This is a genomic window from Chitinophaga filiformis, assembly GCF_023100805.1.
Classification (GTDB): domain Bacteria; phylum Bacteroidota; class Bacteroidia; order Chitinophagales; family Chitinophagaceae; genus Chitinophaga; species Chitinophaga filiformis_B.
Window position 1 is genome coordinate 2,924,805 of sequence record NZ_CP095855.1, and the last position, 19,417, is coordinate 2,944,221.

Sequence of the window (19,417 nt, forward strand, 5' to 3'; positions counted from 1 at the left end):
GTTATTCTGCAAATGCTACGTTGCCGGCAGCTGAGGAGGCCGTTTCTGCAGCAGGTTTCTTAATGAATCTTGTGATCATTACGATGAATGATACAGCTATCACGATATAACCGATATAAGTAAACGCTTCCACATAAGTGATGCTTTCTGACTTGAACAGGAAACCGAACAGCATACCGCCCAGGTTACCGCCGGCACCCACGATACCGCTTACCAGGCCCACATTTTTTTCATTGATAAAAGGTACGATACCATAGGTAGCACCATTGGCCATTTTCAGGAACAATGCGAAGCTGAGCATGGATATAATGGCGAGCGCCAGGGAACCTGCCTGTGCAAACAACAGCAGCCCGATACCTTCCAGCAGCAAGACAATTGCCAGCAGGATACCCTTTCCTTTCATGCCTGCTTTGGCGCCTACTTTATCTGATACGATACCGCCCATAGCCCTTGCAAAAATGTTCATGAAGCCAAAGATGCCTGCCCAGAAGCCAGCGCTGCTTTGCGAGAGATGAAAGGTGTCTACGAAATGCAGGGATGCTACGTTATCGAATGTGATCTCCATACCGAAGCACATGCCATAAGCCATCGTCAGTGCCCATATACGCCAGTCGCCCAGTATTGTCCAGTCAGTTTTTGCTTTAACACTGTTACTGCGGTCAATCTCATCGAAATTACCGGCAGGGGTGTCTTTGGTAAAACGATGGTACATCCATGCCACTATCAGCATCATGATACCGGGTACGATCATCGCAAAACGCCATGCTTCCTGTTTGGTATATCCGAATCCGACAATGGCGGCAAAGATGAGCGGCATTACCATATTGGTCACACCACCACCGAGGTTTCCCCATCCGCCGGTAACGGCATTGGCAGTACCTTTTATGTTCGCTGCAAACATCATGGATGTATGAAACTGTGTTATGACGAAAGAAGCGCCTATTACGCCGATAGCAAGGCGAAATAAGAGGAACGTTGTATAGTCGTGGGCCAGTCCTACAAGAAATACCGGCAGGGAACCTGCTATCAATAGTCGTATAGCCGTCTTGCGAGGGCCCCAGGTATCGCACAGCTTACCGATGATCAGTCGTGCAATGATAGTGCTGGATACAGAGGCGATAATAATATTACCCACCTGCGATTTCGTCAGCCCAAGGTCTTCTCTGATAGTAGGCATCAGCGGCGCGAGGCCAAACCATCCGAAGAAACAGACGAAGAACATCAGCCAGGTGGTATGAAATGTACGCATCTGTACCGAGTTCAGAGAAAAGAGCGGAAGTTTATTGAGCGGTTGTTGAGTATTCATGTTGAAAAAGTTCCTGGTTGAACAATGTTGTTTACTTATTAAAGATCATCTCCGGTCTGATGTTGATGGACACATATGCCCAGTTACTGTTGCTTTGGGCATTGGAGATATTCTTAACTGCGGCTGAGGTCAGCGAAGCCGTATTCCAGAAGTGACTGTATCCTGCTTCAAAAGATATCACTTTTGTGAGGGCGTACATTGCCACCAGGTCCGCTTCAGTACCGAATTTCCGGCTGAGTGAAACCCCGTTCTGTATTACTTCACTTGCGCTGTAGAACTCATGCAGGTCTCCGGTCAGCAGAAACTTTGAACCCGCTTTATATTTTGTTTTCAGGTAATAATCCTGCAATCCACGGTTACCGAAGCCGCTGGCTACATAGAAGTAGTCCATGTATCCCCAGAACTTATGTGGAGTACCGTACAGCGGATCGAATGCGTGGCTCTTGCCTGCTGCATTCACGCCGCCTGTAGTATAATCTGTTCCCAGGCCTGCGCTGAAGGATTTACACAGCTGGTATTGAAAAGCGGCAGATAGTAATCCGGCGCTGAGCTTCTGTGCATTCGCATTCTTCCCAAACTGGTAGTATCCTGCAGCGGTAAGCGTCAGCTTATTGAAAGTGTTATTGAAATACATGCCCGTTGTCATACGTGTATGTGCGCCCTTGTCCCAGATCTTAACGCCGGTGCTGTCGGGATGGAACTTAGAAAACTGATCGGAGAGGAATAAGAAAGAGATGGTTCCTGCAGATAGTTTTCTTGAAGCGTACAGGTATTCCAGGCTTTTATACATAGTGCCGCCATTTGTGGTAGCGGTGTAGTTGCCAGGGGGAGTGGGGTTATAAACTGTACCGGCTGCATTTTCCTTATTCTGGTTGAAGGCGGCTCCCAGGTGTAAGGTATATGGTCCGGTTTCATACTTCAGCACCGCTGCATCATGCCGGCGGCCTTGTTGCGCCCAGTCGAGATTTCCCAGCAGGCGGCTGTCGTCATACATAATTTCCTGCCTGCCGATCTTGAGGCTGAGGTTCCTGTTCTTTACTACTGTGTCCAGCAGCATAATTTCAGCCCAGGCCTCGTGTACCAGCAGTCCATTGTTCTCCTGTGTAGTGACCTTGTTAATGGTAGATGCGTCCTGTCCCCATATCCGGACGTCCTGTACTGTCAATCCCAGTTTAAAGCGGTAGCCACTGAAGCCTGCATACAGGCGGCTGCGCTGGGAGGTAAAAAAGGCAGGGGAAGAACCTTGCGGTAGCGGCGCCCCCTGACCGTCCTTCAATTCGGTGCGCGTTCGGAGTTGTGCGCCCATCGTAAATTGTGCATGCGCTGACGGACGGAAAAAAAACATACAGAGCAGGTAAAAGAAACCCGCTGAGAATAAATGTTTCATGCAGTCTTTGGTTGATAATGTGAGCAATAAGAGATATTCCCGCTCTCTGCTGATATTATGCTTCCTGCATGATCCCTATGTACACCTTGTCGTTTTCAACCCTGACAGGGTAGGTGGTGAGGGAGCATTCTGTCTCGTCAGACAGGCAACGGCCGTCTTCGAGAGAGAATGTTTTTTTATGGAACGGACAGGCCACTTTCGGCTCGCCGTTGTGTGTGCCGGTCATGCCGCGGCTGAGCGCCATCTGCTGACGGTGAGGACACAGGTTCTGCGTAGCGTACCAGGCGTCGCGTCTGGCAAAGCGGAACAATGCAATCTGTACATCATCATACTTTACGCATACTCCTCCGTTTGGTGGAACGTCTATCACGTTACAGGCAAAGAACCATTCTACGGTTGTGTTTGTGCTAATGGCGGTGGACATAAGTTATCTGTTTATTGATGAATGTCTTTTAATGAGTTGGACGGTTATTTCCATTCTGCGGCCTTTTTCTGTTCCCGCAGTGTATCGAATTTTACAGTCGGATCTTTCGCACCCGGCGCATTCACAAAGTGATTGAAGCGCTTGCGCAGTTCAGGATTTTCAACTACTTCCTTCCACTCGCATTTATATTTATCTACAAGTGCCTGCATTTCTCTTTCCAGTTCTTCTGCTATTCCCAGGCTGTCATTTACTATTACGTTACGGAGATAGGTGATGCCACCATCCAGCTTGTTCAGCCATGTAGCGGTACGGGTCAGCGGATCAGCTGTCTTGATGTAGAACATCAGGAAGCGGTCTATATAGCGGATGCAGGTTTCACTATCCAGGTCTGCAGCCAGCAGGATGGCATGTTGTGGTTTGGAGCCTCCGTTACCACCTACATACAGGTTCCAGCCTTTTTCTGTAGCAATGATGCCAAAGTCTTTGGACTGCGCCTCTGCACATTCACGGATACAACCGGATACTGCGGATTTGATCTTGTGCGGAGCACGCAGACCACGGTAACGTTCTTCTATCTCTATGGCGAAGCTCACGCTGTCATGCAGCCCGAAACGGCACCAGGTGGAACCTACACAGCTTTTAACAGTACGAAGGGCCTTTCCGTATGCGTGCCCGCTTTCAAAACCAGCTGCGATCAGCTCTTCCCAGATATCCGGCAGGTCGCTGAGGTGAGCGCCGAAAAGATCGATGCGTTGTCCGCCGGTGATCTTGGTGTACAGGTTATATTTCAGGGCCACCTGTGCGATGACCAGTAGTTTTGCGGGAGTGATCTCTCCACCGGGGATGCGGGGAACAACAGAATAGGTACCACCCTTCTGGATATTGGCCAGGAAACGGTCATTGGAATCCTGCACAACATCATTCCCTTTATCCAGGATCATATCATTCCAGAGACTGGCCATGATAGAGGCTATCACCGGTTTACATATTTCGCAGCCATCGCCATGACCGTAGTGATCCAGCGCCTCATCGAAAGAGCGTACCTCTTTGATACGGATCAGGTCATAGAGTTCCTGGCGGGAATACGAGAAGTGCTCGCAGATCACATTACGGATATATTTACCCTGGGCCTTCATGGTGCCGGTAATGAGATCTTTCACCATAGGCGTACAGCCGCCGCAGCAGGTGCCGGCTTTGGTGCATTTCTTAACAGCGTCCAGCGTTTCATTGCCGGCTTCCACCGCTGCACAGATGTTGCCTTTGCTCACGCTTTCACAACTGCAGATGATGGCATCGTCCGGTAAACCCAGTACGCCCGGACCGGCCTCCTGGCTGCCACCACGGGCGCCCAGCAGTACATCTTCGGGGTTGGGAGGAAGGATCACTTTGTTTTTGGCCGTCTGTAACAACATATTGTAGGCGTCGGCATCTCCGATCAGGATACCCCCCAAGAGGTATTTTCCGTCATTGCTGATACTGATGCGTTTGTACACTCCTTTCATGGTATCTTCAAACACGATGCTCCTGCTGCTTTCTGCAGATACAAAAGGATCGCCGAAGCTGGCCACATCCACGCCGATCAGTTTCAGTTTGGTGCTCATATCAAAACCGGTGAAGGTTTTCTGCTGTGCCTCGCCGGCAATATGAGTGGCTACTACTTCCGCCATTTCATATCCTGGCGCTACCAGTCCGTAGATCATGCCATGATAGAGGGCACATTCGCCGATAGCATATATTTCAGGATCAGTGGTTTGTAAGTGTTCATTCACTACAATACCTCCCCGGTGACCAGTTTCCAGGCCGCTCAGTTTTGCCAGCTCGTCGCGTGGTTTAATACCGGCGGAGATCACCAGCATGTCAGCCTGTAGTATGCTCTCATCGGCAAACTGCAGTCCGGTAATGGTCTCGTCGCCCAGTACCTCGCTGGTATTTTTATTAGTATGTATCTGTAATCCGAGCTGCCTCAACTGCTGCTCCAGGATGCGGGAACCGTTCTCATCGATCTGCCGGGGCATTAGCCTTGGCGCGAATTCTATTACATGGGTATCGGAAATGCCCAGGTCCAGTAATGCCTTAGCGGCTTCCAGGCCCAACAGGCCGCCGCCGATCACTACCCCTCTTTTTGCTTTGGGGGCATAGTCGCGCATTAACTCCAGGTCTTCTATGGTACGATAAATAAATACCCCTTTTTTGTCCACGCCGGGGATAGGAGGTACAAAAGCGGAAGAGCCGGTAGCAATAACGAGATAGTCGTAAGCTTCGGTAATACCTTTAAATGAGTGAACTGTTTTAGTATTACGGTCAATCTGCTGAACAGGATCGCCGAGGTGAAGCGTAATATTATTGGAAGCATACCAGTCAGCGGGGGCCATAAGAAGGTCATCTGCAGTTTTGCCGGCAAAAAATTCACTTAAATGCACACGGTCGTAGGCAGGGCGGGGTTCTTCTCCGAAAACTACGATTTCAGTGGTCCCGGCCGGCAATTTGGAGATTATTTTCTCGCAAAACTTGTAGCTAACCATGCCATTGCCTATAATTACAATTTTCATTGGCAAAGATTTGAGTTGATAATTTTGAAACGGCACATATATGTTTAAATAATTAATATGATAACAATTTTCCTGATCGAGTCCTAAAATGTGCCGTTTTTTATGATCTGCATCATGAAATTAGCAATAAGAGTTCTAATTTTATAGTGGTTCGTATGATTTTACTCATATAAATATTTTTGTAATATATCTCGTATGGCATATTTATCTTTGGTGGGAGCAGGTCCAGGCGATCCGGAGCTGATCACTTTGAAAGCAGTGAACGTCATCCGGCAGGCGGATGTCATATTATATGATGCCCTGGTGAACGAGGCTTTATTGACCTATGCAAAACCCGGAGCCGTCGTTAAGTTTGTAGGCAAGCGCTACGGATGTCATTCGTTGTCTCAGCAGGAGATCAACCACCTGATCGTATCATATGCCCGGAGCCACGGGCACGTGGTAAGGCTAAAGGGTGGTGATCCATTTGTTTTTGGCAGGGCTACGGAAGAGATAGCTGCCGCAAAGGGGGCTGGCATCCCGGTGCAGGTCATTCCGGGGATCTCCAGTGCATTGGCTGCCCCTGCGGGTCAGATGATACCGCTTACTTCGAGGGGGATGACAGAGAGCTTCTGGGTTACCACGGGTACTACCCTGACAGGAGAGATCTCCGCAGACATTGACCTCGCGGCGCGCTCCACTGCCACTGTTATTATATTAATGGCAATGAGCAAGCTTGAGGCTATTATGGATATATTTGCAGGGTACGGTAAAAGTAATCTGCCTGTGGCTATCATTCAGAACAGTTCTACTGATCGGGAAAAGGTGGTTACAGGTACAGTAAAAGACATAGTATTTAAGGCGCAACATGCCGGCATGTCCAATCCGGCAGTAATAGTGGTAGGGAAAGTGGTCGAACTGAAGGACATGGCTGGCACGGTGCAGCAATTAATCGACAGGCATGAAGAAAGATAAACATGGTTGCGATCTGCAATCCTGTATGTTATGTAAGCTGTGTATTCCTGCGTGGAAACCCGCAATTGCGGCACACAGACAAAGTTTCACGTTAAAAAAAGGTCAGATGCTCTTCCGGGAAGGAGAGCCGGTGAATGGGATCTATTTCGTGAATGCAGGTAAAGTAAAGGTACACAAGCATTGGGGCGAAGAAAAGGAACTGATCGTCCGCTTTGCAGAAGAAGGCGACATTGTCGGTCATAGGGGAGTGGGCAGTGAAATGGTCTACCCCGTATCGGCAACCGCACTCGAAACAGTGGATCTCTGCTTTATAGACCTCGCTTTTTTCCAGGCCACACTCAAGGTCAATCATGAATTCCTGCATGCCCTGATGATGTTCTATGCAAGTGAGCTGCAGGAATCGGAAAAGAACATGCGTAATCTTGTGCATATGCCTGTAAAAGGCCGTATTGCGCATGCCCTGCTCTTCCTCCGGCAAAAGTTCGGTACGAACGGAGATGGTTATATCAATATGACACTCAGCCGGCAGGACCTCGCGTCTTATACCGGCACTACCTATGAAACTGCCTTTCGTATCATGAGTGAGCTGATACAGGAAGACATCATCGCCATTTCCGGCAAAAGTATCGCCGTAAAAGATCCTGCCAGACTTGCGCTCCTGGAAGTGGACGCCGGTTAAAGCAGTTTGTATTCCGAGGCCAGCTTCACAACGGAAGTGGTATTATTTACCCCGAATTTTTCCATCAGGTTCTTACGGTGACTTTCCACCGTATGGGTGCTGATGAATAACTGATCAGCTATCTGCATCGTGGTCAATCCCTTACCGATCAGCTGCAGGATCTCTTTTTCCCTGCGGGTAATGCGGGGGATGGCTTTCAGCAACTCCATATCGGCATTCTTCAGCGCTTCCTTGGTGCTGCTGCACAGGTATTCCTCTCCATCCATGATAGCATATATGGCCCGGATGATCTCATTGCCCAGTGCATTCTTCAGTACATAACCGCTTGCCCCGTTCTGCAGCATGCTGTGGATGACCGGTTGCTCATCATGTATGCTCAACGCAATGATCTTTACATCTTCATATTTCTTTTTCACTTCTCCGCAAAGGGTTACTCCACTGATGTCCGGAAGGTTTACGTCCATCAGTATTACATCGGGCTGCCCTTTTTCCAGCGCCTGTAACACACTCTTACCGTCTCCATAATCGCCGTTCAGCTCTATTCCTGCATCGCTCCGCAAGATGTTCTTCAGCCCTTCTACCATGATCGGGTGATCTTCCACCACTACTACTTTGATCATAACTGCTTTCAATTAAGTTTAACTAATGGATGTTGCGCATTCAATGGTAATAGCTGTACCGGTGCCGGGTTCTGACTGAATATCTATTTTACCACCCAGGAATTCCACGCGGGCTTCGATATTTGCCAGTCCGGCTCCTTTGAGCTTGTTACCTACTGTCGTATCAAATCCTTTCCCGTCATCTTCTACAGTGAGGAACAGGGTATTATCCGTTTGTTGTAACAGTACGAGTATCTGAGATGCCTCCGCATGTTTGATGGCATTGTTCACCAGCTCCTGCATGATCCGGTACAACACCACCTGCCGTGTATGTTCCATCGCCTCTGCCTGGAAATTGAATACCTGGCAAATGATATTGTCAGTGCCGGTCTTCTTCAATCCCCTGCAATATTCTACGGTTGCTTCACCCAGGCCATATTTAATGAGTATTTCCGGCATCATGCTGCGGGCTATACGGCGCAACTCGTCCATTGCTCCATCCAGCCGCTGTAAAGTGTTCTGTATCAGCGATTGCCTGTGTACAGTGGTCTGCGAAGGGGTTACGGTAGACAGTTCCAGTTTAATACCAGACAACAATCCACCCAGGCCGTCATGCAGGTCGCGCGCCAACCTAGTACGCTCTTTCTCCTGTCCTTCCAGCATCGCAGAGAGGAGGGAGATCTTATGTTCCTGGCGGATGCGCTCCACCTCAAATTGATGCAGCTGCCGCTGTTGCTCCAGCAGCTTGCGGCCATTGCGGTAAAACAGGTAACTGAGCGCCGCTACCACCAGCAACGATAATATGATCACCACCATCAGTGATATCAACAGGCGGTTCTTCTGCAATGCAAATTCCTGGCGTTCGTTCTCATGCTGTAACAGCTTGATGCGGTTCTCTTTTTCGGAAGACTGGTAATGGGCTTCCAGTTCATGAATCTTTTCCGTCACTTCCCGCTCCTGCAGGCTATCTGCAAGTATGATGTACTTCCGCAGATATTTATAGGCTTCATCAGGATAATGTTGTTTAAACGACAACTCGGCCATCAGGTCCAGGGCATGTAAACGGAAAGGGAAATCTTTCAGCGTATAGGACAGTCGCCCGTATTCATCCATCAGCTTCATTGCCTTGTCGTACTGACCCTGTTTTTCGAAGAGTTTCGCCAGCGAGTACAGGTTATTACAGATGGCCACATTGTAATTCAGCCTGCGGGCAATGGTCAGACCGCTGTAGAACATGGTGGCTGCATGATGGTACAACTGGTGCTTTATATCCAGCAGGCCTTCATGATAATAATAATCTGCCCATATATTAATGGAATCTACACCCGTTTTGTCCAGCTTTTCTTTGGCTTCCTGCAGATGCTGTTCCATCTTCTGGAGGCTGTCCAGGTGATACATACAGCTGGCCAGGCTGAGATGCCGGCTGGCTATCAGGTCGTAATAACGGGAAGGATCTTCGTAGCTGGTCAGACTTTTATAATAATAGGTGATGGCGGTCTTATACTGTGATTTACTAAAGAAAATATCTCCCAGGTCCTGGTAAGTGGCGTTCAGTTCCGGGATGGCATTCATTTTCTCCAGCAGGGGAATGGTTTGCAGGTATTCTTCTGTTTGTAACTGGGTTTGCCCCTTATTGCCCAGCACCTCTGCCAGGTTGGTCTTTATGTTGGCCAGCAGCATGCGGGCCTCCCGGCTGGTATCTTTCATGACGTCTTCCCGTGCAATGAGCAGGTGTTTTTCCGCCTCCTGGAAATTATTAATGGAATTGAACCAGGCGCCAATTGCCAGGTAGGTACGTGCAATACCGAGCTTATTCTCATTCTTTTGTTCCAGCTGCAATGCCTGCTGGAAATATTTCAGTGCCTGTACGGTGTCTCTCAGCGGCAGTTTCCTGGCCAGCCTGATATACAGGTCGGCAGATACTGCGTCGGATGCCCCACGCTGGCTGGTGGTTTTCTGCGCGTATAACCGGGTAGTTATACAAATTAGGACGATAAGTATAGGTATTCTCATGGCATAAATCAGGGCGGAAATATATAATTATTTGAGATACATATTCTTATTATTTTTCCATTGTAAAAATATCAATAGGACCTCCCTGGGAAAACCCCTGTTTTCCGGGATTTTTTTCCCTGACTTCGTGACTAATTTTGCATTGTGATTTTGAAAGCCCTTGAAGAAGAATGTTACAGGTATATATGGCTGCTTTAATTATCCATGAAGATTGTTTACAGACAATGTTTTATGTGGACCGGCAATGTATACTCCGACGATATCACGAAGCAAATTACAGGAATATTTTAACCGTCTTTATAGTATCAACATAGTATCAACACGAAGGAAATCGTGACCATTTTTGCAAGGCCCCAGATTGTATTTTTGTTGAAGAACCACGATGAAGGGCAGCGGGTGTGTGGACCCGCTGCCATCCACCATCGCCCTCCTTTTTAGCAACTCTTCCATTTTTCAGACTAAATTCGTGTCCGGCATCAACAGTGAACGGTTTATGAATAAATATATTTTTATTGCCTGCTTTATTGGGATCCTTTTGCTTACAACATGCATAGGATGTGAAGGGCGGCGTGATCATGGCAGGGATGCACTTCCCGATACCGTCATGATCGGGGAATTAATGCGGCATGCTGAACGCTGTCTGGAAAAGCCCGGATCTTTTAAGGAGGATATGGACAGTGCCATGAATATTGCCGGTGAAATAGAACGGATAAGCAAGCAGCAACAATATCAACGGGGTATCGGATTAAGCTGGCTATTGCGCGCAAAAACGCTGCGGGAAATGGGGCAGAGTGCAAAGGCGGGCGAACCGGCTGCGAAGGCCCTGGAAATACTCGGCCAGGCTGGTACCGCCAGGGAAAAAGCCCAGGCATTGATAGAGCTGGGAGGCACCTATGATAATGACGGGGATGACATGTCCCGTAAAATAGCACTTTATGAGCAGGGCATGCAAATCTATGCCGGCCTGGGAGAGAAACTGACAGAAGCACAGCTCAGGGAATTCATAGGTGATCTGTACCAGGTGAAACAGGACTATACCAATGCACTTAACAACCTGAATAAAGCGGTAAGCCTCTACCAGGAACTTGGTTATAAACGCCTGCAGGGCGTCTACGGACTTATAGGCGCTGTTTATGTAAAAATGGATAAATTCCAGGAATCGCTCCGCTACAATACGCTTGCCGTGAAGATCGGGGAAGAGCTGAAGGACAGCGGCTCGCTGATGGCCACCATTTACAACCGGTTGGGCGATTGTTACTGGTCTATCGAGAATCACCGGCAGGCGATGGCCTGTTACAACAAGGCCTTACCGATCGCCTACGCCAATAAAGACTCATTCGCGGTAATGAACATAGAGATCAACATTGCCCGCGTATTGGCAAAGAGGAAATCCTACAGACAGGCACTGGATTCATTAGATATAGGAATGGCGATAGCACCGGAGCTGGATGTATATGATGAAGGCCTTTTCAACATTTTGCGTATGCATATCTATATGGCGACAGACGATATGCAGCATGCGGAAATATATTTTCGTAAGCTGAAGGCGGTATATGATCAGGCAGATCTGCATGAAAACATGCGGCAGGCCTTGCGGTTTTCAATGGCTTCCTACCTGGTGAAAGCCGGCCGTTTTACAGAAGGGCGGCAATACCTGGACGCCATGTCCGGCATGCTGGACCGCTATCCGGTGATAAAATCCAAACGGGCTACAGCAGAATATCTCCATTACCAGATAGACTCAGCTGCCGGTAACCCTGGAATGGCATTAGCGCATTTCAGGAACTTTAAATCAATATCTGATTCCCTCCGGAATATGATACAGTCCAGGCAACTGGGAGAACTGCAGTTCCAGTTCGAAACGGAAAAGAAAGATAACGATATTAAATTGCTGGTGCAGAAAAGCAGGGCCCAGGCGATCTCCCTGCAGAAGGAAAAGATCATCAGGAATGTAACCATTGCGGGGGGCTTCCTGCTCATTGTTTTTCTGGGACTGATTTATAGCCGTTACCGGAACAAACAAATCATGAACGTCAGGCTTAAAACACAGCGGGATGAGATCAACAGGCAGAACGAGGACCTCCGGAGACTGGTAGACGACAAGGAATGGCTGCTGAAAGAGATCCATCACCGTGTGAAGAACAACCTGCAGGTTATTATCAGCCTGCTGAATACACAGTCCAGGTATCTTAACAATAAAGATGCAATTGATGCCATCAGGAACAGCCAGCAGCGCATGTATTCTATGTCGCTTATACATCAGCGGCTTTACCAGACAGACAATCTCAGTAAGATTGATATGCGCTGGTATATACCAGAGCTGATCGGTTATATGAAAGATGGACATGAAGCAGGAGATAACAAGGAATTTATTGTTGACTGTGAACATATAGAACTTGAAGTGGTACAGGCAGTACCACTGGGGCTCATTCTTAATGAGGCTATCAGTAACTCGCTGAAGTATGCATTCCCGAACGGAAAAAAAGGAACCATCACTGTATCTCTGAAAATGGGAGACGATAAAAATTGCCAGCTCTCCATCAGTGACAATGGTATCGGCATAGGCGATCTCAATGAAGCGCTGCAAAGCGATTCGCTGGGCATGCGTCTTATGCAGGGACTGAGCGAACAACTTGATGGCGTATTTTCGCTGGTGGATAATTGTCCGGGAGTACGTATCGGCGTGACCTTTCCGTACCATGAATTTGCACCGGAGAAGAGAAAATATATATTGAACTGATGACGACTAAAGGAAAAATACTGATCGTTGAAGACGAATTCATTGTTGCAAATGATCTGCAGCAAATGTTGCAGCGGGCAGGATATGTGGTTTGCGGCATTGCATCGTCTGTTCATAAAGCACGCATCCTGCTGCAACAGCATCAGCCGGATTGGGTGCTGATTGATATTATACTGAAGGGCGATTATTCAGGAATTGACCTTGGGAATGAACTGATGCAACAGCATATACCCTTCCTGTATATTTCAGCAAATACCAACCAGCGTACGCTGGAGGCAGCTAAACTTACCCGTCCGCACGGCTTCCTGGTAAAGCCTTTCCGGGAAAAGGACCTCTTCATTATGCTTGATATTGCCAGGTATAAACTACAAACAGAAGCCGGGCACGATGAACGCCCGGGGCCTGCGAAAGCCGGCAATATCCGCCTGCCGGTGGAGGATGCGGGGTCTCATACTGCAGAAACGCTGGAAAAGATCAGGATCGTTGCTCCTGCTGACACATCGGTATTGATCACCGGGGAAAGCGGTACAGGGAAAGAACTCGTGGCAAGAGCTATTCATAGATTATCGCGCCGCAGCGAGCTGCCGATGGTAGTGGTAGATTGTGCAGCGTTGCCAGTTGCACTCATCGAAACAGAACTATTTGGCCATGAAAAAGGTGCGTTCACAGGTGCAGACCAAAAGAGGATAGGGAAGTTCGAACAGGCGCATTACGGAACGATCTTCCTGGACGAGGTAGGAGAGCTGACACCCGATGCACAGGTTAAACTATTGCGGGTACTGCAGGAAAAGGAGGTTGTTCGTGTGGGCGGTGATGTACCGGTTAAAATAGATGTGCGCGTAATTGCCGCTACCAACAGGCAACTGGAGAAGGAGGTAGCTGAAGGGCGTTTCAGGCTGGACCTGTATTACCGGCTCAGTGTTTTTCCCATCGAGCTGGTGCCCTTACGTAAACGAAAGGGGGACATACCTTTGCTGGCAGACTATTTTATGAAGAAATATTCGGAGAAAAATAAGTCCGGCGTTGAAAAGATAACAGAAAGCGCCATGCGGCAGCTGGCATCATATGACTGGCCAGGTAATATCAGGGAATTAGAGCACCTGATAGAACGCCATGTACTCCTCGCAACGGGGAAAGAGATCGCTGTTTTTGACCTGCCCTCAGCGGTTACAGGGCCTGGTGGTGAAGAGGGGGGCAAACTTAAAACAATGGATGAAATGGAGCGTGATCATATTCTGACTGCATTAAAGGCCAGCAATGGCAAAGTATCGGGCCCCGGCGGTGCTGCCGAATTGTTGGGACTTCCTGCACAGACATTATATTCTAAAATAAAAAGACTGGGCATAAAGCAGGCGTTTAAATAGCAGTCATTTTCCTCAGGGACTGACGGATATTAAAATGCTCTTTTTTGATACCCAGTTTCTGCATACGGGAATTGAGGGTGGTAGACGGTAAGCGGAGCTTCGCGGCGGCGCCGTTAGGGCCGGCGATCCTTCCGTTGCAAAGCCTGACCACTTTAAGGATATATTCCCTTTCCATTGTTTCCAATGGTACGATACTGAATGCAGCTTCCTTGTCGGGAAGGGGCGCTTTATGAAGTGTGCCGGGGAGGTCTACCTGCAACACATTTCCTTTGCTAAGCAGCACCGAACGCTCGAGCAGGTGTTCCAGCTCCCTGACATTGCCCGGCCAGTCATGATGCATCAGGCTTTCCATTATTTTGTCTGGCACAACAGGCGCTTTTTTCCTGTTGGCAGCTGCATAACGCTGGAGGAAATGCGTTACGAGAACCGGAATATCCTCTTTCCGGTTACGTAGCGGAGGTACAGAGACTGGTACGACGTTCAGCCGGTAATACAGGTCAAGCCTGAAATTGCCAGCCTTCACTTCCTCTTCAAGATTACGGTTGGTAGCTGCGATAATGCGAACATTCACTTTGATAACGCCTTTTCCCCCTATCCGCTCTATCTCTTTTTCCTGGAGTACCCTTAATAGTTTCGCCTGGAACTCCAAAGGTATTTCTCCTATTTCGTCCAGGAACAGGGTACTGTTCTCCGCCAGTTCAAACTTGCCGATCCTGCGTTGCAAAGCGCCTGTGAAGGCGCCTTTCTCATGTCCGAAAAGCTCGCTTTCAAAAAGACTGTGAGGCAATGCCGCACAATTTATTTTTATCATCCTGTTATTCCTGCGCGGCGATGCGTCATGTATGGCGCCCGCAATTACTTCCTTACCGGTGCCCGTTTCACCCAGCAATAACACTGTCGAATCGGAGGGCGCTATACGTTCTATTACGGATACAATGTTTTGTATTCCGGAAGAAGTGCCGATAATACTTTTAAGCCCACTACACTGTCCGGCCTTTTCCTGTGATCCGGGTTCACTTTCTTCCGCTTGTCCTTTGTACTTCCTTATTTCCCGGAGTTGTTGCGCTATCTTCTCACCGAAAATGACATTACCGAATCCGGCTCCCAGTATATCAGCGATGCCTTTGAACAGTTTGAACTTTTCTGGTTGAAAAGAACCTTTTTTCTCTCCATACAGATACAGGACGCCTATAGGTATACCACCTCCTGTGATTTTCACCAGCAGCATTTCCCTGATACCTGCATTGAACCAGCGATAAACATACCGGGGAACAGTTTTTTCCTTCATGGCTGTTTGCAGCTCTATGAGTACCGGCTCTTCACTTGCAAGGGCCTTTTCAAAAATGCCGTCATTAATTGGATGACTGGATATGATGATGGGTGTTTCACCCCTGCCGGCTGGAATGCTGTTTTGCTCCGTATGCAGGAAAGGAGAGTGTGTTACGCCATCTTCGTTGATCAGGCAGAGTGTATAATATCTTCCTCCGAAAAGCTCGGGGAGCTGGTCGTTGATAACCATCCGGAGATCCTGCCTGTTCTTTGCCCCGGCAATGATGCTGCTTAATTCCAGCAGGGCTGCCTGTTCTCTTTTCTGTTGTTCAAGGCTTTCAATAAGAAAATGGCCATGCGGAGTATGAAGCCCGCCGGTCTGTTTGGGTGTACTTTCTATTTGCATATGCTCACTATGTTCCTGGACAAACATAATCACAACACAGAAGATCCTGCCGAAATCTTACGTTTCTCCGCAATTTTAGGTTCCTGCATAAATTCGCGAAATATCGTAAATAAAAGTTCGTGACTTTCCTGTGTTTTTGCTGATAATCAATTAGATAATATGGGTATGGCATTTGAACCGATCATTACCTCATTTAATAAAAACGATAAGAATGAAACAGTTGTCAGTTAAAAATGTGGTCATCGTTCATGGTGCATTTGCCGATGCTTCCGGATGGGAGCCTGCTTACCAGTTACTCCGTGCGCATGGCTTTAATGTGACGCTTGTCCAGAACCCCACCAGCACGCTACAGGCAGATGTAGATGCTACGGTTGCTGCGCTGGACCGGCAGGATGGTCCCGTAGTACTGGTAGGACATTCATGGGGTGGTACTGTTATCACACAGGCGGGAGTGCATGCTAAGGTAGACAGCCTGGTATATGTGGCAGCCTTTGTGCCCGATGCAGGCGAATCCACTCTCGATCTTGTACAATCAGCACCCATACTGGAAGTGAACGGTATACTTCCTCCCGATGAAAAGGGCCTGGTTTACCTGGACAAAGACAAGTTCAATGCAACGTTTGCAACGGGACAGACAAAAGCGAAATCAGACTTTATGTATGACTCGCAGATCCCGCTTACGGTGACTGCTTTTACCGATAAGGTAACAGTTGCTGCATGGCGTACTAAACCCTCTTACGCGATAATGCCTACAGATGATGGTACAGTAAATCCTGTGCTGGAACGTAAAATGTATGATCGGGCAAAATGTAATGTTACTGAGGTGACCGGTGGACATACCTTCTTTATGAATGATCCTGAAAGTGCAGTACGTGTTATTCTTACGGCTGCCGGAGCTATGTGATCTTTCTGATTAAAAACAAGAAGCCGTCTCAATAATACTTTTGAGACGGCTTCCTGTTTGTTTGAGATGATTGATGCGCAGTCTCTGCTTGAAATGATTTTGACTGTAACAGGTCCGGGGTCGTTGATTTTCTTAATCCATTTCATACAAGGATAGGCAACTGTATGATGCGTTGCATTGTCCGGTGCCGGACAAGAATTGGCCATTTACGGACAATTACAAGCTTATTTTTAAGCATAAACAGGCCGTTTCCGGATAGAAACGGCCTGTTTATGAGTTGGCACCGCCTTTGTACGATAAAATAGAAACTAATAACCTGAACCTACACGCAGGGCCGGGCCACTTTCAGCATAAAATCCATGATGATTCAGAATTATCTAAAAATCGCATTTCGGAATTTAAAACGTCAAAAAGTATCAACCAGTATTAATATAATTGGTTTAGCCATCGGACTGGCTACCTGCATACTGATCATGCTTTATGTACAGGATGAATTATCGTATGACCGCTATAATGAGAAGGCAGACCGAATTTTCCGGGTAGGACTCAATATGCGGTTAAACGGTGAGGACGTTAGTGGCCCCATATTAGGTCCGAATGCTGCCCGGGACTTACAACAGGAAATTCCGGAAATATTAAAAGCAACGCGCCTGCTAAGGGGAGGTGAGTTTGTTAGTAATGGCACCAGTTCATTTAAAGAGGACAATCTGCTGTATACCGACTCAAATTTTTGTGAGGTGTTCACCATCCCATTTCTGAAAGGGGATCCGAAGCAGGCACTGACCGAGCCAAACACGGTGGTATTGACAGAAGAAACTGCGCGGAAATACTTCGGCAATCAGAACCCGGTCGGGAAAGTCTTATTATTCAGCCGTGAAAAGACACCTCATCGAATTACAGGCGTGGTCAAAAATATACCCGCAAATTCTCATTTTCGGTTTGATATGCTGGTTTCTTCACCTGGTTATGATGAGCAGCATATAGGATGGATATATAGCATAAATTATTACACCTACGTGGTTCTGGCTGAGAAATACAATTATAAACAGTTAGCGGCTAAAATTAGCCGGCTCGCTGAAAAACAGATTGGCGGTGAACTGGAGGGATTTCTACACCTCACGCCGAAACAATTTCGTGAGAAGGGGGATGATTTCGGGGTTTTTCTTCAGCCACTCACCAGTATTCATTTATATTCCCCTTTCGGCGGAAATGAGTTAACCCCAGGGGGAAACATTCTATACGTATACGTGCTTATAGGTATTGCGGCCTTTATGTTGCTGATAGCTTGCGTGAACTTCATGAACCTGTCGACGGCAACTGCGGTACGGCGTTCACGCGAGATAGGGGTACGTAAAGTATTGGGTTCGGCAAAAGGGCAATTGCAACAACAGTTTTTGATCGAATCGGTTCTACTGGCCATTGCAGCACTGATGGTCGGATTGGTGATCGTAGGCTTGTCTTTGCCCTTCTTTAATCAGTTAACAGGCAAGATGCTTACGTTGAGTTTACTAACCAACGAATTCGCAGCCGCTGGTTTAATAGCAGGGACGGTGTTGGTAGGCCTCCTGGCAGGTAGCTATCCGGCTTTTTACCTGTCTTCGTTTAAGCCTGTCGTGGTGTTGAAAGGGAAGATGACAGCCGGACGCACAAACTTTAATCTGCGAAGTGGTTTGGTCGCGTTTCAATTTTTTATCACCATTTCGATGATCATTGCCACCATTACCGCAGATCGGCAACTACGTTACATGCAAAGGCAGAAAATTGGTTTCAATCGTGAACAGGTGCTGATCATCCATAATACACAAATGCTTAGCAATAAGGAAACCCTGTTTCGGGATAAGATTATCCAATCTCCGCTGGTAGTCACGGGAAGTATTTCGGGACAGGTTCCCATCGGAAATTCGGCCCATGATAACAGTCCCATAATGTCCAGAGAAAATCCTGATAAACTTGTAATGAGCCGATTCTATAAAGTAGATAATGATTATATTCCTACATTGGGGATGCACCTGGTACAGGGACGTAATTTTTCTAAAAATCTCTCTACCGATTCCTCAGCTGTTATTCTGAATGAAACGGCTGTACGGGCGTTAGGCTGGCAGCAGAACCCGATTGGAAGAGAGCTGATTGGTCACATTGATGATAACGGTGTAAAAACATATTATAGGGTCATTGGAGTCGTAAGCGACTTCCATTTCGAATCCCTACGGCAGAAAATAGGGCCTTTAGCCATGTTCCTGGGTGGGAATTCAGGCAATATTCTAGTGAAAACGCGTCCTGGTAACCTTCCACAGTTTCTCGCATCACTGAAACAGCAGTGGGAGTCATTTTCTCCGGCAGCCCCTTTCTCCTATTCGTTTTTAGATGACCGGTTTAAGCAGGTTTATGTCGGCGAGCAAAAAATAGAACAGGTATTGACGCTCTTTTCTGGCCTGACGATCTTTATTGCCTGCCTGGGGTTATTCGGATTGGCGACCTTCACTGCCGAACAGCGGACAAAAGAGATTGGCGTTCGGAAAGTATTGGGTGCATCTGGCGGTAGTGTTGTCGCTCTGCTTTCCCTGGATTTTCTAAAACCTATTGTGATAGCGCTGATGCTGGCTTCTCCAGCGGCCTGGTGGGGTATGAATCAATGGCTGAAGGAATTTGCCTATAAGGTTACGATTGACTGGTGGTTCTTTGCACTGGCAGGGTTACTGGCCATCGGGATTGCTTTGCTGACGGTGAGTTTTCAGAGTATCAAAGCCGCACTGACAAACCCCATAAAAAGCTTACGTAGTGAATAATACATTCATCTGGTAATCTCGTTTATACTGCATGAAA

13 protein-coding genes are annotated in these 19,417 nt (G+C 47.7%); 6 read left to right on the top strand and 7 right to left on the bottom strand.

Annotation, left to right across the window (positions count from 1 at the left end; genetic code table 11):
* Position 1: 1 nt before the first annotated feature.
* From MYF79_RS11775 to nirB, 4 genes are read right to left on the bottom strand one after another with little or no spacing between them, the layout of a single operon-like run.
* Positions 2-1,306 carry an MFS transporter gene (locus MYF79_RS11775; protein ID WP_247814057.1) on the bottom strand — a complete coding sequence of 435 codons (1,305 nt, stop codon included), beginning with the start codon at positions 1,304-1,306 and terminating at the stop codon, positions 2-4.
* Positions 1,307-1,337: 31 nt separating this feature from the next.
* Positions 1,338-2,693, bottom strand: coding sequence for an alginate export family protein (locus MYF79_RS11780; RefSeq protein ID WP_247814058.1), 1,356 nt, complete (start codon positions 2,691-2,693; stop codon positions 1,338-1,340).
* A 55-nt stretch (positions 2,694-2,748) separates the two neighbouring features.
* A complete protein-coding gene (nirD, locus tag MYF79_RS11785) occupies positions 2,749-3,117 on the bottom strand; it encodes a nitrite reductase small subunit NirD (protein ID WP_247814059.1) in 369 nt (122 codons plus the stop codon).
* 44 nt (positions 3,118-3,161) lie between these two features.
* Entirely contained in the window at positions 3,162-5,666 is a 2,505-nt protein-coding gene (gene nirB, locus MYF79_RS11790) for a nitrite reductase large subunit NirB (RefSeq protein WP_247814060.1), read from the bottom strand.
* 195 nt (positions 5,667-5,861) lie between these two features.
* Here nirB and cobA point away from each other — a divergent pair, with 195 nt between their 5' ends.
* Complete coding sequence (gene cobA / locus MYF79_RS11795) at positions 5,862-6,620, top strand: uroporphyrinogen-III C-methyltransferase (RefSeq protein ID WP_247814061.1); 759 nt, start codon at positions 5,862-5,864, stop codon at positions 6,618-6,620.
* Positions 6,607-7,299, top strand: coding sequence for a Crp/Fnr family transcriptional regulator (locus MYF79_RS11800; protein WP_247814062.1), 693 nt, complete (start codon positions 6,607-6,609; stop codon positions 7,297-7,299). The genes cobA and MYF79_RS11800 overlap by 14 nt, the downstream gene beginning before the upstream one ends.
* Here the strand turns inward: MYF79_RS11800 and MYF79_RS11805 are convergent.
* Complete coding sequence (locus MYF79_RS11805) at positions 7,296-7,919, bottom strand: response regulator transcription factor (RefSeq protein ID WP_089834170.1); 624 nt, start codon at positions 7,917-7,919, stop codon at positions 7,296-7,298. The two genes, MYF79_RS11800 and MYF79_RS11805, sit on opposite strands and share 4 nt — an antisense overlap.
* 18 nt (positions 7,920-7,937) lie before the next feature.
* Positions 7,938-9,911 carry a sensor histidine kinase gene (locus MYF79_RS11810; RefSeq protein WP_247814063.1) on the bottom strand — a complete coding sequence of 658 codons (1,974 nt, stop codon included), beginning with the start codon at positions 9,909-9,911 and terminating at the stop codon, positions 7,938-7,940.
* 493 nt (positions 9,912-10,404) lie between these two features.
* Between MYF79_RS11810 and MYF79_RS11815 the strand changes: the two genes are divergently transcribed.
* Both MYF79_RS11815 and MYF79_RS11820 read left to right on the top strand, forming a co-directional pair.
* Positions 10,405-12,651 (top strand): histidine kinase dimerization/phosphoacceptor domain -containing protein, encoded by a 2,247-nt coding sequence (locus tag MYF79_RS11815; protein WP_247814064.1) that lies wholly within the window; start codon positions 10,405-10,407, stop codon positions 12,649-12,651.
* Positions 12,651-14,015, top strand: a complete 1,365-nt coding sequence (locus MYF79_RS11820; protein ID WP_247814065.1) for a sigma-54-dependent transcriptional regulator — start codon at positions 12,651-12,653, stop codon at positions 14,013-14,015. Before MYF79_RS11815 ends, MYF79_RS11820 begins: the two co-directional genes overlap by 1 nt.
* On the opposite strand, the gene MYF79_RS11825 is transcribed toward MYF79_RS11820, so the two are convergent.
* Entirely contained in the window at positions 14,008-15,690 is a 1,683-nt protein-coding gene (locus tag MYF79_RS11825; RefSeq protein ID WP_247814066.1) for a sigma 54-interacting transcriptional regulator, read from the bottom strand. The two genes, MYF79_RS11820 and MYF79_RS11825, sit on opposite strands and share 8 nt — an antisense overlap.
* 211 nt (positions 15,691-15,901) lie before the next feature.
* On the opposite strand from MYF79_RS11825, the gene MYF79_RS11830 reads away from it, so the two are divergent.
* On the top strand, positions 15,902-16,594 hold the full coding sequence (locus MYF79_RS11830; protein WP_247814067.1) for an alpha/beta hydrolase: 693 nt from the start codon (positions 15,902-15,904) through the stop codon (positions 16,592-16,594).
* A 359-nt stretch (positions 16,595-16,953) separates the two neighbouring features.
* Positions 16,954-19,380 carry an ABC transporter permease gene (locus MYF79_RS11835; protein ID WP_247814068.1) on the top strand — a complete coding sequence of 809 codons (2,427 nt, stop codon included), beginning with the start codon at positions 16,954-16,956 and terminating at the stop codon, positions 19,378-19,380.
* Positions 19,381-19,417: the final 37 nt, after the last annotated feature.